The sequence below is a fragment of the Rhodovulum sulfidophilum DSM 1374 genome, assembly GCF_001633165.1.
Lineage (GTDB): Bacteria > Pseudomonadota > Alphaproteobacteria > Rhodobacterales > Rhodobacteraceae > Rhodovulum > Rhodovulum sulfidophilum.
The window spans coordinates 395,250-410,145 of the sequence record NZ_CP015418.1 but is presented as its reverse complement, the minus strand read 5'-3'; the positions used below and the strand labels follow the sequence as shown (position 1 = coordinate 410,145).

The 14,896-nt window shown below is 68.2% G+C and carries 10 protein-coding genes and 1 pseudogene; 1 reads left to right on the top strand and 10 read right to left on the bottom strand.

Annotation, left to right across the window (positions count from 1 at the left end):
- The first annotated feature begins 175 nt into the window (after positions 1 to 175).
- Positions 176 to 1,477, top strand: a complete 1,302-nt coding sequence (locus tag A6W98_RS02080) for an Nramp family divalent metal transporter (protein WP_063491301.1) — start codon at positions 176 to 178, stop codon at positions 1,475 to 1,477.
- A 32-nt stretch (positions 1,478 to 1,509) separates the two neighbouring features.
- Here the strand turns inward: A6W98_RS02080 and A6W98_RS02075 are convergent, their stop codons facing one another.
- The 10 genes and pseudogenes from A6W98_RS02075 to A6W98_RS02030 all read right to left on the bottom strand — a co-directional run bounded on the left by A6W98_RS02075 (position 1,510) and on the right by A6W98_RS02030 (position 14,847).
- On the bottom strand, positions 1,510 to 1,773 hold the full coding sequence (locus tag A6W98_RS02075; RefSeq protein WP_042457249.1) for a hypothetical protein: 264 nt from the start codon (positions 1,771 to 1,773) through the stop codon (positions 1,510 to 1,512).
- Between the two features lie 756 nt (positions 1,774 to 2,529).
- Positions 2,530 to 3,294, bottom strand: a complete 765-nt coding sequence (locus tag A6W98_RS02070) for an ATP-binding cassette domain-containing protein (RefSeq protein WP_042457246.1) — start codon at positions 3,292 to 3,294, stop codon at positions 2,530 to 2,532.
- Positions 3,294 to 4,589: a sugar ABC transporter permease gene (locus A6W98_RS02065; RefSeq protein ID WP_042457243.1), complete on the bottom strand. Its 1,296-nt coding sequence runs from the start codon at positions 4,587 to 4,589 to the stop codon at positions 3,294 to 3,296. Before A6W98_RS02065 ends, A6W98_RS02070 begins: the two co-directional genes overlap by 1 nt.
- An 87-nt stretch (positions 4,590 to 4,676) precedes the next feature.
- A complete protein-coding gene (gene xylF / locus A6W98_RS02060; RefSeq protein WP_042457240.1) occupies positions 4,677 to 5,693 on the bottom strand; it encodes a D-xylose ABC transporter substrate-binding protein in 1,017 nt (338 codons plus the stop codon).
- A gap of 835 nt (positions 5,694 to 6,528) precedes the next feature.
- Positions 6,529 to 7,836: a xylose isomerase gene (gene xylA / locus A6W98_RS02055; RefSeq protein WP_042457237.1), complete on the bottom strand. Its 1,308-nt coding sequence runs from the start codon at positions 7,834 to 7,836 to the stop codon at positions 6,529 to 6,531.
- 127 nt (positions 7,837 to 7,963) lie between these two features.
- Positions 7,964 to 9,421 carry a mannitol dehydrogenase family protein gene (locus A6W98_RS02050; RefSeq protein WP_081251727.1) on the bottom strand — a complete coding sequence of 486 codons (1,458 nt, stop codon included), beginning with the start codon at positions 9,419 to 9,421 and terminating at the stop codon, positions 7,964 to 7,966.
- A gap of 890 nt (positions 9,422 to 10,311) precedes the next feature.
- Positions 10,312 to 11,325: pseudogene (locus A6W98_RS02045) on the bottom strand (IS110 family RNA-guided transposase).
- A 487-nt stretch (positions 11,326 to 11,812) separates the two neighbouring features.
- Positions 11,813 to 12,316, bottom strand: a complete 504-nt coding sequence (locus A6W98_RS02040; protein WP_042457233.1) for an RNA pyrophosphohydrolase — start codon at positions 12,314 to 12,316, stop codon at positions 11,813 to 11,815.
- Between the two features lie 44 nt (positions 12,317 to 12,360).
- Complete coding sequence (locus A6W98_RS02035; RefSeq protein ID WP_042464404.1) at positions 12,361 to 13,710, bottom strand: S41 family peptidase; 1,350 nt, start codon at positions 13,708 to 13,710, stop codon at positions 12,361 to 12,363.
- Between the two features lie 15 nt (positions 13,711 to 13,725).
- The gene (locus A6W98_RS02030) at positions 13,726 to 14,847 is read right to left on the bottom strand and encodes a murein hydrolase activator EnvC family protein (RefSeq protein WP_042464402.1); all 1,122 of its coding nucleotides are present in this window, start codon (positions 14,845 to 14,847) and stop codon (positions 13,726 to 13,728) included.
- Positions 14,848 to 14,896 lie beyond the last annotated feature (49 nt).

Below are 14,896 nucleotides of genomic sequence, written 5' to 3'. Positions count from 1 at the left end.
CCGACCGGACTGTCAGGACCGGATATATAGCCGGGACGCTGCGCCCAGGCCAGAGCCCGATGATGCTTGCGGAAGAAAGAAAAGACAATGCATCACGATAAAGACACTTGCATGAAATGAAGCCTTGGCTAAATTTCGTTCGTCATCCGTTTCCACCCTGCCTCAGGACGATACCATGAGCCCCAGCGACCGTACCCGCCTGGAAATGTCCGCCTTTCTGTCGGGCAAGCGGCATGGTCTTCGGGCCCGGCTGCTGTTCGTGGGGCCGGCCGTGATCGCCTCGGTCGCCTATATGGATCCGGGCAATTACGCGACCAATATCCAGGCCGGGGCGGGGTATGGCTATGCGCTCCTGTGGGTGGTGTTGCTGGCGAACCTGATCGCGATGCTGTTCCAGGGGCTTTCGGCACGGCTCGGCATCGTCACCGGCAAGAATCTGGCCGAGCTTTGCCGCGACCACTTTCCGCGCCCGCTGGTGGGGGTGATGTGGGCGGTCAGCGAGGTCGCGGCCATGGCCACCGATCTGGCCGAGTTCCTTGGCGGCGCCATCGGGCTGTCGCTGCTGTTCGAGCTGCCGCTGATCGTCGGCATGGCGATCACCGCCATCGTCACCTATGCGATCCTGCTGGTCCAGGGCCGCGGCTTCCGCCCGATCGAGCTGATCATCGGGACGCTGGTCGGGGTGATCGGGCTTTGCTATCTGGCCGAGATCCTGATCGCGCCGATCGACTGGGGCGCGGCGGGGCTGGGGCTCGTGACGCCCGCCATGCCCGATGCCGCCGCGCTGACCATCGCCGTCGGCATCATCGGCGCCACGGTCATGCCGCATGCGATCTACCTGCATTCGGGCCTGACCCAGAGCCGGGCCGAGATCCACAGCGAGGCCGAGCGGGCCAAGGTGCTGCGCTTTTCCGATATCGAGGTGGTGGCGGCGCTGGCCGTGGCCGGGATCGTCAACATGGCGATGGTGATGATGGCGGCCAGCGCCTTTCACAGCGGCCATAGCGAGGTCTCCGAGATCGAGACCGCCTATCACACCCTGACCCCGCTGCTGGGCGCGGCGGCGGCGGGGGTGTTCCTGCTGTCGCTGATCGCCTCGGGCATTTCCAGTTCGGTCGTCGGCACGATGGCGGGGCAGATGATCATGCAGGGCTTTCTGAGGATCCGCATCCCGATCTGGCTGCGGCGGCTGGTGACGATGCTGCCCGCCTTCGCGGTGGTCGCGGCCGGGGTCAATGCCACCCAGGCGCTGGTCGTCAGCCAGGTGATCCTGTCGATCGCCCTGCCGGTGCCGATGATCGCGCTGATCGTCTTTGCCGGGCGGCGCGACATCATGGGGGACTATGCCACCGGGCCGCTGCTGCGCGCGCTGGCCATTGCCGGGGCGGCGATGGTTCTGGGCCTGAACGCGGTCCTGCTGGCCGGGGCCTTCGGGGTCGACCTGCCGTTCCTCGGCCCGATGAGCCTGGGCGCCTGAGCTTGTTTTCCCGAGCCGCGGGCGGTTCGGGTTCAGTGCTGCGGCCGTCGGGCAAGCAGGACCAGAGCCGCCAGCGCCGGGCCGCAGATTGCCAGTCCGCGCAGTCCGAGACTGCAGAGATCGGGCAGGGCCGGATGGCCGTCACCGCCCGAGCCCAGCCAGAGCAGACCGGCGCCAAGTCCGATCCAGAGGAAGACCGAGGCCGCCAGCGCCACGGCGAGGATCGGCAGAGCCTGCGCGGGGGGCAGGGTGCAGAGGCTGCGGCAGGAAGGCTCGGTCCTGTCGGGCTTGGGCATTGCGGGCGGTCTCCTCGGCGGTCGCGTCGTCTGGCGGTCTTGGCGGAAACAGGACAACTGCCCCCCGCGGCCCGGCCGCGGCGGTGCGGCCCCGTCCGCCCGTGTTCCGGTACGATGCCCGGGCCGTTGCCGCAACCCGCGTTTCTGCCGGATCGAGGCCTGGGTGTCATGCCGGGGACGCTGCCCCCTGCCAACCTCGGTTCCGCGCGGCCCGGCAACTGACACCCGGCAAGGTACATGATGCCGTCCTTCATTCGCCCCCGCCTGTTGCGGTCCGGCCATGTCGGCGGGTCGGTGTCGCGGCTGTTCGTGACGGTTGCGGGGCTGGGGCCTCTGCCGGGCGATCCGGTGGGGGATCGGCGCTGCCATCGACATGGCCGGCGTCCCCCATGGCTTCGACCGGCCCGGAGGCGAGCTGCGCGATCTGGCGCGCTGCGGCTCCGGGTCAGCCGGTTTGCATCCAGACCGGGGATCTCGATGCGGCGGGACAGATCGTCGGAAGCTGCGCCGCCGATGAAGGCCCGACGGCAAGGACATGCGTCATGCCTTCGGCGGAACGACCGTGGCGAGGTGGTGGACGACATCGCTGCCGGGCTGGGCGGGGCCGGTCTCAACGGCTGCATCGATCCCGCCCGCCGCTCGGATCTGGTGCGGGCCAGAGGTATCTCCGCAAATGGCCGGAGCAGGGGCCGTGGCATCGCACCGAAGGGCGCGCCTGTGACGTAGCGCCCCGCCCGGAATGCGGCCGCGTCCGGTTCAGGCGGCCAGATGGGCAGGCGTCTTGCCGGCGATGATCATCGCGAGGATGTCGTCGGTCGAGACCTCGTCCACCCTGACGATGCCGACGAGCCGGCCGTTCTTCATCACCGCCGCCCGGTCGCAGAGCGCCTTCACCTGATGGACGTCATGATCGATCAGGAAGATCCCCAGACCCTGCCGTTTCAGCTCGCCGATCAGCTCGGCCACCATCTGCGTCTCCTGCGGGCCGAGGGCGGCGGTGGGCTCGTCCATGATCAGGATGCGGGCATTGAAATAGACCGCCCGGGCAATGGCGACCGACTGCCTCTGGCCGCCCGACAGCGCCGAGACCGGCGCCGCGAACTTGCGGAAATTGGGGTTGAGCCGGGCCATGATCCGGCGGGTCTCGGCCTCCATCGCGGCATCGTCCATCAGCCCCAGCGGGGTGGTCAGTTCGCGCCCCAGAAAGAGGTTCGAGGCGGCGTCGAGATTGTCGGCCAGGGCCAGCGTCTGGTAGATGGTCTCGATATTGTAGCGCCTGGCATCGCGCGGGTTCGAGATCGTGGCGGGGCGGCCGTCGATCAGGATCTCGCCCGCGTCGCGCCGGTAGGCGCCCGAAAGGCACTTGATCAGGGTCGACTTGCCCGCGCCGTTATGGCCCAGAAGCCCCACGACCTCGCCCGGATAAAGATCGACCGAGACATGATCGACCGCCTTGATGCCGCCGAAGGAGACCGAGATGTCCTTCATCTCGACCAGGGGCGTGCCGCGTTCGCCTGCCATCACCGTTCTCCCGTCCGTTTGCGGTAGAGGATGTCGACCAGCACTGCCAGCACCAGCACCGCCCCCACCACGATGTTCTGGAACGGCGCGTCGACCCCCACCATCGCCATGCCCGATTGCAGCGACTGCATGATCAGCGCGCCGAGGATGGCGCCGTAGATCGTGCCCGAGCCGCCCGCGAGCGCGGTGCCGCCGATCACCGCGGCCGCGATCACGCGCAGTTCGTCCAGCGTGCCGATATCGTTCGAATGGAAGGTCAGCCGGGCCGAGGCCACCACCGCCGACAATGCGCAAAGCACCCCCATCAGCGCGAAGACCTTCACCGTCAGCCAGCGCGTGTTGATCCCCGACAGGGCGGCGGCATCGGGATTGCCGCCCGTCGCGAAGACATAGCGCCCGAACCGGGTGCGCCGGGCGATGACCGTCATCCCGGTCGCGATCAGGACCAGCAGGATCACCGAGAAGGGCAGCCCGTAGCCCGCGCTGTAGCCCTCGGGCAGGACCTCGCCCCGGGCCTCGAAGATCCGCGCCAGCCGCCGGGCGGGCACGTCATAGGCGTTCAGCACCGCGACGAAGCCCAGGATCGCCCCGGCCGCGACAAGGCCCAGAAGCGCCTCGGCCCAGCGCGGTTTGACCGGGAAATCATGCGCCCGGCGGTTGCGGCGGTTCGTGGCCATGTAGACCAGCGCGAAGACCGTCGCCGCCAGCCCGAAGCCCCAGGACAGGCTTTCGCCGAGGGTGCCGTTGATGCCGCCCAGAAGCTGGTAGGTCGGGTCGAGCGGGCCGATGGTCTGCCCGTTGGTCAGGTACCAGGCGACATTGCGCCAGACCAGAAGCCCGCCCAGCGTGACGATGAAGGCGGGAATGCCGAGAAACCCCACCAGCCAGCCCTGGACCCCGCCGATCAGCGCGCCGGTCGCCAGCCCGGCCGCGATCGCCAGCGGCGCGATTGCCCAATGGCCCAGCCCGAGCCCCAGCCAGGTCGGCAGCACCACGGTCTGCGCCATCGCCATCACCGCCGAGCAGGTGGCCAGAAGCGCGCCGACCGAGAGGTCGATATTGCGGGTGACGATGACGAAGACCATGCCGGTGGCCATGATCGCCACGCTGACGGTCTGGATCGTCAGGTTGAAGATGTTCCGGGGCGTCAGGAAACGCCCGTCGGTCACGAAGTTGAACACCAGGCACAGCACCACGAAGGCGCCGATCATGCCAAGCAGGCGCGTGTCGAGATCCAGCGAGTCGAGGATCGACTTGCGGGCGCGCGCATCGCCGCGGGTCTGGGCGTTGTCCATTCCCTGCCCCCTGTTGGACGGATTGAGACGGCGCCCCGGCGGAGGCCGGACGGCCGGTGCCGATGACAGTGCCGGGGCGCCCGGGGCTCAGTTGCAGGGCGCGGGGCCGTCGGTGACGCCCTGGCACAGCGCCTCGACGCCGATCCATCCGGCATCGGTGACGGTGGTCAGGTTGTCCTGCGTGACCGGGATCGGCTCGAGAAACCTCGCCCAGAGCGTGGTGCCCGCGGGCGAGGTCCATTGCGCCGCGCCCGCGATGTCGCTCATCGGGGTGCCGCCCGCCAGCTCGATGGCGATCTCGGCCGCGGTCCTGCCAAGCTCGCGCGCGTCCTTCCAGACCGAGACCGTCTGGGTCCCCTTGGCGACCCGGTTCAGCCCGGCATGATCGCCGTCCTGGCCCGAGACCGGGATCCCGGCCATGCCCTGGGCCGCCAGCGCCGCCACCGCGCCGCCCGCGGTGCCGTCATTCGAGGCCACCACCGCGTCGACCTCGTTATCGTTGGCGGTCAGGATCTGTTCCATGTTGCGCTGGGCGTTGGCGGGCAGCCAGCCGTCGGTATAGGCCTCGCCCACGATCCTGACCTTGCCCGCGTCGATGGCGGGTTGCAGCACCTCTTGCTGGCCGGCCCTCAGGAAATCGGCATTCGGGTCGGTCGGCGAGCCCTTGATCATCACGTAATTGCCCTCGGGCGCCTTTTCCAGCACGGCGCGGGCCTGCATCCGGCCCACCTCGAGATTGTCGAAGGTCAGGTAGAAGGCGCGGGGGTCCTCGATCAGCCGGTCATAGGCGATCACCGGAATGCCCTCATCGTCAGCGGCCTGCACCGCGGGAATGATCGCCGAGGTGTCCTGCGCCAGGATCAGCAGCGCGTCGACCCCCTGCGCGATCAGGCTTTCCGCATCCGACAGCTGCTTGGCCGATGACGATTGCGCGTCTGTCGAGACATATTCCGCCCCGGCCGCGTCCAGCGCGTCCCTGATCGCGGCCTCATCGGTCTTCCAGCGTTCCTCCTGGAAATTCGACCAGCTCACCCCCACCGTCAGATCCTGCGCGCGCAGCGGCCCGCCAAGACAGGTCGCGGCCAGAAGGCCCGCGATCAGCATTCTTCCCTGCATCTGATACCTCCCAAGCATCGCCGGCCCGGGGCAGTAGCCTGCCGCGGCGCCTTGGCCGCAAGCATGACACCGATCTTTCACCTGTCAAAATAAAAGGGACTTGTCGCGTCAGGGCCGGGATTCGGAACCAGCAGATGACGACGGCTGCGCGTGCGATGGCCGAAGGAAGCTCCCTTTACAGCGGTCATGGCGGGTTGCCGCGCCTCCGGTCCTCGAGCCTGCCTGAATTTCAACGCGGTTGCGCCGCTTGTCGTGTTTGACGGGGGTCATGCGGTGCTACCGGCCCGGAATGCCGGCGCGTATCCCTTTGGCTTGTGATCCCTTCCGGAACCGCTCCGCGTCATGGCCGCGATCCCGGGCAGCCGGTCGACTTCGGGGCGGTTGGATGTGCTGCGTTTGACGGCGGGGCGGCGAGCATGCGGAAGCTTCCGTAAAGCGGCCCCCTGACAAGGCGCGGCCATCTCGTCGGGTGAGAGCAGCAGAAACATGGTCCACGCCAAGGGGAGGTTGGGGAAATCCGTCCCATCGGCATGCGAAGGCCGGTGGCGCGGCTGGCCTCTAAAGCGCCATCACCCCGGTCGCGCCCATGTTGAAAGCGGTGGCGCTTGCGGGAGATCCGCCGCGAGGGCGGGGTCGTCGGATCGACGTGGCGCTGAGGTCCTGGCCCCGGCCCGTCGGCGGTCGCGATGCGCCGATGGTGACAGCTGGCACGGAAGATGTTGCCCCAGCCTTAGCCCTGGCCCGGCCTCGGGGGCGGTGGCGTGATCGGCATCGCCAAGCGGCGCCGCCAGCCCGGCGCGGGTAGGCTGGCGCGTCAGGCCTTTCAGACGAAGCGGTTCACGAGGCCCTCGAGATATTCCTGCCGCCCCGAGCGCGGTTCGGGCTCGCGTTCTCCGGCGAGGACCCGTTCTGCGATCTGATCGAGGCTGCGCTCGCCTTTCAGCATCGCCTGCGCCTCGGGCGCCTGCCAGCCTTCGTAGCGTTCGGCCAGCGCGGCATCGAGGCTGCCCTCCTCGATCATCGCGGCAGCGGCCTTCAGGCCGCGGGCGCAGGTATCCATGCCGAGGATATGGCCATGGAAAAGATCGGCCGGGTCGATCGACTGGCGCCGGAGCCTGGCGTCGAAATTGGTGCCGCCGGTGGTGAAGCCGCCCGCCTTCAGGATCTCGCGATAGGCCAGCGCCACCGATTGCGGGTCGTTCGGGAAATGGTCGGTATCCCAGCCGCATTGCGGATCGTTCCGGTTCATGTCGATCGAGCCCAGCACCCCCAGCGCCGAGGCCAATGCCAGCTCATGCTCGAAGCTGTGGCCCGCGAGGAAGGCATGGCCGACCTCGATGTTCAGCTTGACCTCGTCTTCCAGCCCGTAGCGCCTGAGGAACCCATAGCAGGTGGCGACGTCGTAATCATATTGATGCTTGGTCGGCTCCTGCGGCTTCGGCTCGACCAGGATCGTGCCCTTGAAGCCGATCTTGTGCTTGTACTCGACCACCATCGACAGCATCCGGCCCATCTGGTCCATCTCCTGGCCGATATCGGTGTTCAGCAGCGTCTCGTAGCCCTCGCGACCGCCCCAGAGCACGTAATTCTCGCCGCCCAGCCGGTGGGTCACGTCCATCATCGCCTTGATCGAGGCGGCGGCATAGGCAAAGACCTCGGGGTCCGGGTTGGTGGCCGCGCCCGCCATGTAGCGGCGGTGGGAAAACAGGTTCGCCGTGCCCCAGAGCAGGCGGATGCCGGTCGCTTCCATCTTGTGGGCAAAGACCTCGGCGACGCGGTTCAGGTTGGTGACCGTGTCGACCAGCGTCTTCCCTTCGGGGCGCACATCGGCGTCGTGAAAGCAGAAATAGGGAACGCCGAGCTTGGAAAACAGCTCGAAGGCGACATCGGCCTTGAGGAAGGCCCGCTCCATCCCGTCGCCATACCAGGGCCGCTCGAAGGTGCGGCCGCCGAACGGGTCGAGCCCCTCATAGGCGAGGCTGTGCCAGTAGGCGGCGGCAAAGCGCAGATGGTCCTCCATCCGCTTGCCCAGCACCAGCGCGTCCGGGTCGTAATGGCGGAAGGCCAGCGGGTTGGTGCTGTCGGGGCCTTCATAGGCGATCTTGTCGATGCCGTGGAAGAAGTCGGTCATATGCGGGTCCTCCTGTCCTGGGCGCGCACGCCCCTCCCCGCATCTTTGGTAGCCCCGATCCGGTGACGGAACAATCGCCATGGGGCGCGTCTTCGGGGGCCGGCCAGGGTGGCGGGCCCCCGCCGCGTCAGTCCGCCTGCGCTGTCTCGCGGCAGACGGCCTCGGCCGTCGCCCGCGCGCCCTCGCTCAGAAGCCGGGAATAGGCCTCGGCAAGCTGGCGCTTGAGGGTCAGGGCCAGGGCCTCGGGGAAGACCTCGCGGACCGACAGCAGCGCCTCGACCTTGCCTTCGGGCGTGTCGGCGCCGTCGCTCAGCGCGCGCAGCCGGTCGGCCAGCGGGTCGCGCAGGTCGATGGGCTGGCCCGCCTCGTCGATGCCGCCGACATAGCGCATCCAGGCCGCGACGGTCAGGATCAGCCCGGGGCTCGCGCGGCCCTCGACGAGATTGTCCGACAGGGTGGCCAGGATACGCTGGGGCAGCTTCTGGCTGCCATCCATGGCGATCTGCCAGGTGCGGTGGCGGATCGCCGGATTGGCAAAGCGCGCGGCCAGGGCCTCGGCATAGGCCGAAAGCGACACGCCCGGCGGCGCGGTCAGCACCGGGGCGATTTCCCTGGCCCAGAGATGGCGCACGAAGCCCCCCAGCGCCGGGTCGGCCACGGTTTCGGAAATGGTCTCGTGCCCGGCCAGATAGCCCAGATAGGCCAGCGCCGAATGCGCGCCGTTCAGCATCCTCAGCTTCATGTGCTCGTAGGGGGTGACATCGGTCACCAGCTCGGCGCCGACCGCGCCCCAGTCGGGCCGCGCGCCATCGACGAAATCATCCTCGATCGCCCATTGCCGGAACGGCTCGTGCATCACCGGGGCGGCGTCGTGGCACCCGGTCAGCGTCTCGACCCGGGCGATGTCCTCGGCGCTGGTGGCGGGCACGATCCGGTCGACCATGGTGGCGGGGAAGCGGCCCTCGTTGCCGATCCAGCCGGCAAGCGCGGGGTCGATCCGCGAGGCCAGCGCCAGCACCACGCCCCGCACCAGGCGGCCGTTATCGGGAAGGTTGTCGCAGGTCAGCACGGTGAAGGGCCTGAGACCCCGGTCGCGGCGCAGCTGCAGCGCCCGAACCAGATAGCCCGGCGCCGAGACCGGATGGGCCGAGTCCAGATCGTGAAGAATGTCGGGATGGTCGAGATTCAGCGCCCCGGTCGCGGGGTCGTGGCAATAGCCCTTCTCGGTGATCGTCAGCGTGACGATGCGGATCGCCGGATCGGCCATCGCCTCGAGCACCGCCTGCGGGTCCTCGGGCGCGACCAGCACCTCGCGGACGATCTCGACCGGATGCGCGACGGCCCCGTCGGGGCCGAGTTCCAGCGCGGTATAGGCACAGCCCTGCGGCGCCAGCGCGTCGCGGGTGCCGGGCGATTTCAGCGAGACGCCGATGATGCCCCAGGCGCCGCCCGAGCGGGCCACGGCCTCTTCGGTATAGATCGCGCCATGCGCACGGAAGAAGGCGCCGAGGCCGAGGTGGACGATGCCGGCTTCGGGAGCCTTCGCGGTACGGGTCATTCGGTCAGCGGGCAAGCCTGCCTCCATCTACGTTCAGGTCCGCGCCACGACCGCCGGGCGCGGAGAAACAGGGAAAATCGACGGTTCGGGCGATGACCCCGCTGCGGTCTCGGGGGGGCCGGGCGGTCGACCGGGCCACCGGCCAGGGCGGGAAGCGGGGGGCTGGTCCCGGGCGCCGGGATCGCGCGCAAAGAGCGGGCCGGGGTCGCGCGGCGCCATGACATACTCCCCTGAAACCGTCCGGGTCTTCGTTACGCGATCCGCCATCTCGGACGCGACTGCGGTGGATGCGGGCCCCTGCCGCAACTGACATTCTAGTATATCACCTTTGGCTGGCGCTCAATACCGGTGACGGCGCGGATGGTGCGCCCGGGGTTGCCGGTGGCGCCGGTAGCGTCGTCGCGGAGGAGCCGTGCCGGGTTTTCCGCTGCGGGTCTTGGTCCGGCGGCAAGGCCGACGGCGAAGCCGCCGTGGATCGGGAAGGCGCGGAGGACGGGGCGCTTTCGAGGACTGAAAGGCGATCTGCCGGGACGGGTTCTGCGCCTGAAGGGCCATCGGGCCAGAGTGGCACGGCCGTCGCGAAGCCGTCCGATAGGGCCTCGTCCTTTCCCGAGCATGACGCGCAGCATCAAGCCGTGGGAGCGAACAGCGAGCGGTCGTCGGACTGGGCCCGGACGGTGTTGTTGCACAATCGAAGAAATCAGCCGCTGCAGCGGCTTGTACGAAGGGTTTCTTGCTCGCCAAGCAGCGCAATTTCCTGCCTAGAAAGCCACTCGGCGACGTAAGATCCTTCGATTATGCAACATGTATAACCGCCCTTTGCGCAAGAGGAGTCTTCAGAGCTGATTCTGGCGCGTCACCGGTTGCTGACATGTATCCGGCCTCTGGTGCGACCGTCGTCGCGACTAACGGACGGCTTACGCCGCCGTAGCCGGAGCCTTGTAGACGCCGCCCCGGGCCATCAGGGCCCAGACGATCCGCGCCATCTTGTTCGCCAGCGCGACCCGCACCAGTATCGGCGGCTTGCGCGTCAGCATTCCACCGAGCCAGGTGCCCGGTTGGGCGCTTGTATGGAGGTGCCGCTTGATGATGACGCTGTTGGCCCCGATGATCAGCAGACGCCCGAGCGATCGTTCGCCCATCTTCGTCGTTGCTTCCCGCCGGTCGAATGCTGTCGCGGAACCAGCCCTAGCCAGGCTGCAAAATCGCGGGCCTTGCGGAACGTCTCGGGCGGCGGCGAAAGCGTTGCTATGGCCGTGGTGATCAACGGCCCGATGCCCGGCACCGTCATCAGCCTTCGGGCGACAGCGTTCTCTCCGGCGCAGCGGACAATCCGGGCGTCGAGTTCCGCGATCTGCGCTTCGAGCTGAGCCAATGTCCCGATCAGGACCTGCAATGTGGCCGTCGCCTCGGCGGGCAAGCCGCTTTCCGGATCATCGACGATGGCAATCAGCTTCGATGCATTGGCCGCCCCCTGCGGCGCCACCTGTCCGAACTCGGCTAGGTGCCCCCGTAGAGCATTGATCAACTGGGTGCGCTGACGGATCAGAAGTTCGCGGACCCGGAACACCATGGCTGCGCACTGTGTCTCCTCACTCTTCACCGGCACGAAACGCATCGTAGGCGCATCGCCGCTTCGCAGATCGCCTCGGCATCGGCAGTGTCATTCTTCTGACGTTTGGCGAAGGGCTTCACGTAAGCTGGCGGGATCAGCCGCACTTCATGGCCCTGCTTGCCGATCTCGCGGCCCCAGTGATCGCGCTACCGCAGGCTTCCATGGCCACGACGCAGGACGGCAGCTGTCCGAAGAATGCCAAGACCTGGTCTCTTCTCAGCTTCTTACGCAGCACCGCCCGGCCCGCAGCGTCGGCTCCGTGAAACTGAAACACATTCTTCGCCAGATCGAGCCCGACCGTGATAATCCCTGACATGACCGCTCCCCTTTGTGGGTCGTTGCAGACCCACCTTGGCACATCGATGCCGTCGGGGGGGGCGGTCACAGCAACAAAGCCGACCCGGACCGTCAGTCGGGCCTGACGCGAGAGGCGTGTGCGACCCGATAAACCAAGCGCGGCACGACCGGCCGGAGGCCGCGCGATCATAACCCGAAGGGCCGGCTCGTCGCGGGCAAGGCAGATGAGCGCACCGATCTCGCGCGCTTCGGGGCGGTCATGCGGGATGCGTCCAGCCTGCTGAGCCCAGACTGCTGAGGACAGCCTGCGCCAGGACGCGCTCTTCGCGGTTCTGGAGGTTCGCGGGGCTTCCCGTGCAGGGCAAATGAAACCGCCCCGAGAGGGCTCCCGGGGCGGTCCGTTCCCTCCGGGGGCCGGAGGGCATGCTTGAACGGGCTCTGACATCAATGCCCGCATGTCTGCGGGCGGGGCCGATCCGGGATGCGCCCGGATCGGGGCAAACGGCTCAGGCGGCGCCTTCCTGCGACGGAATGCGCGGCGCGAGCTCGGCCACCACGCGTTCGTAGAGCGCGCGCTTGAAGGGCACGATATGAGCGACCAGCGCCTCGGCGTCGATCCAGGTCCAGGCCTCGAATTCGGGATGCTCGGTCGCGATGTTCACCTGATCGTCGCTGCCGAGGAAGCGCAGCAGGTACCAGAGCTGCTTCTGGCCGCGATATTTTCCCTTCCAGACCCGGCCGACCAGCTCGGACGGCAGGTCGTAGTGGATCCAGTCGTCGGTGCGGGCAAGGATCTCCACGAGATCGGCGGTCACCCCGGTCTCTTCCCAAAGCTCGCGCAACAGCGCTGTTTCCGGTTCTTCGCCCTTGTCGATGCCGCCCTGCGGCATCTGCCAGGCGGGTTCGGCCCAGTCCTTGCGCTGGCCGACGAAGACCTTGCCCTCGCCATTGACCAGCATGATCCCCACGCCGGGGCGATAGGGCAGTTTCTCGATCTCTTCGCGAGTCATCCGATACCTTCGGGGCCGGTGCGACCCGGCCCCCTCCCTTCCTGTCACTTGTGTTCGGGGTCGAGCGCCGAGAGGCCCTTGAGGATGTCGACCGCATAGGCCAGCTGGTAATCCTCTTCGCGCAGCTTGGCGGCGGCTTCGGCCTTGGCCTGTTCTTCCTCGGCCTGCTTGCGCTCGTCCTCGGTCATGCTGTCATTGTCGAGCGCCCCGCGCAGATCGGCCTCGGAGCGCATGTGCAGCGCAGACGAGGGTTGATCCTCGGTCTCCTCTGCGGCTGTCCGGTCGCGCCGCGGCTGTTCCACCACGATGTCGGGAGAGACGCCCAGCGCCTGGATCGACCGGCCCGAGGGCGTGTAGTAGCGCGCCGTGGTCAGCCGCATCGCGCCCTCGCCCTTCATCGGCATCACCGTCTGGACCGAGCCCTTGCCGAAGCTGCGGGTGCCGACGACGATGGCCCGGCGATGGTCCTTCAGCGCGCCCGCCACGATTTCCGAGGCAGAGGCCGAGCCGCCATTGATCAGAACCACCATCGGCAGCCCGCCGGTCAGATCACCCTTGGTGGCATTGTAGCGGTCGCTGTCCTGCGGCTCGCGCCCCCGGGTCGAGACGATCTCGCCCGCATCGAGGAAGGCATCCGACACCTTGATCGCCTGCGGCAGCAGCCCGCCGGGATTGTTGCGCAGATCGAGCACGACGCCGTTGACGTTCTCGATGCCGTCCAGTTCCTCGACCGATTTCTTCCATTCCTCCTTGAGATTGGAATAGGTCTGGTCGTTGAAGGTGGTGACGCGCAGCACGACCGTGTTGCCCTCGACCCGCGACCGCACCGCGGTCAGCTTGATGGTGTCGCGGGTGATGGTGACATCGAAGGGTTCGTCGACGCCCTTGCGGACCACGGTGATGACGATCTCGCTGCCGACCGGGCCGCGCATGGTCTCGACCGCGTCGTCAAGCGTCAGCCCCAGCACGCTCTCGCCATTCACATGAGTGATGAAATCGCCCGACTCGATGCCCGCCTCCTCGGCCGGGGTGCCGTCGATCGGCGAGACGACCTTGACGAAACCGTCCTCCTGGGTGACCTCGATCCCGAGCCCGCCGAATTCGCCGCGGGTCTGGACCTGCATGTCGTCGAAATCCTTCGGCGGCAGGTAGCTCGAATGCGGATCGAGCGAGGTCAGCATGCCGTTGATCGCGGCCTCGATCAGTTTGGTCGGGTCGACTTCCTCGACATATTGCGAGCGGATCCGCTCGAACACGTCGCCGAAGAGATCGAGCTGTTCGTAGACCGAGCTGTTCGACTTGGCCTCATCGGCCAGAAGCGGGCCGGCCACCTGCGTGGCGACGAGCGTTCCGGCAACCACGCCGCCCAGTGCGGCGACCACGAATTTCTTCATCGGCATCCTCAATCCTTACTGTCGCGCGAACCACGGCGCCGGGTCCACGGGGCTGCCGCCCTGTCTCAATTCCATATAAAGCGTTTCCGGCCGGTCATTGCCACCGCCTTCTGCCGCCGCGTCCAGAAACGCCGCCCTGTTGGGATCGGCGCCGCCCATGAGCCCGACCGGCGCGCCGCCGGGCAGGACCTGCCCCTCGCCACCATAGACCTGCGCCATACCGGCAAGCACCAGCAGATAGCCTTCGGCGGGTTCCAGCACCATCACATTTCCGTAGTCGAGCAGCGGCCCGCGATAACGGATCGTGGCCGCGACCGGCGTCGTCACCAGCGCCAGCGGCCGGGTCGCCAGCACCAGCCCGGGGCGCTCGATGCCTGCGGCGTCGGCCTGTTCGAAGCCGCGCAGCACGGTGCCCTCGACCGGCAGCGGCAGCGTTCCGCGCAACGCCTCGAAGCCCGGAGGCGCGCTGCCTTCGGGCGCCATCCCCCCGACCTGAGCCAGCCCTTCGGCAAAGCCGTCCAGCGTCTCGCTGCTGAGCGCGAGATGGGACAGCCGCTCGGGATCGGCGGCAAAGCGCTGCGGCAGGTCGCGGCGCTCGGCGATGGCCTGGCTGAGCTCGGTGCGGGCGGTCTGCACCCCCGCAAGCCCCGCGGCCAGGTCGTCGGCCGCGCTTTCCTGCAGGGCGCGGATCAGCGCGACTTCGTCCATCTGGCGACGCAAGGCTTCGGCCTCGGCCTGCAGCGCCGGGGTCACCTCGCCCAGCATCATGCCCGCCCGCGCCGCGCCGAGCGGTCCGGTCGGATGCAGAAGGACCAGTGTCTCGGGATTGCGCTCGATGCCTGCAAGCACACCGACCAGCCGGGCGATCTCCTCGCGCCGGGCATCGAGAACGGCGGCGATGGTCTGTTCGCGCAGGGCCGCGCGCCGCAGCCCCTCGCGCAGCGCGGTCAGCCCTTCCTCATAGGCACGGACGGTCCCGGTCAGGGCCGCGACCCGGTCACGGGCCCCGCCCGCGGCCCGAAGCCGTTCGGCCGCCGCGCGAAGAGCTGTGGCCGCCTCGCGCGCGGTCTCGGCCGGATCGGCGCTGGCGGCCAGGGCCGGGCCCGAGGAAAAAGGGCCGGAAAACGGGCCGGGCAGCCCGGCCAGAACGGCCCAGGCGATCAGAAGGGCACGCCCCGGACCGCCC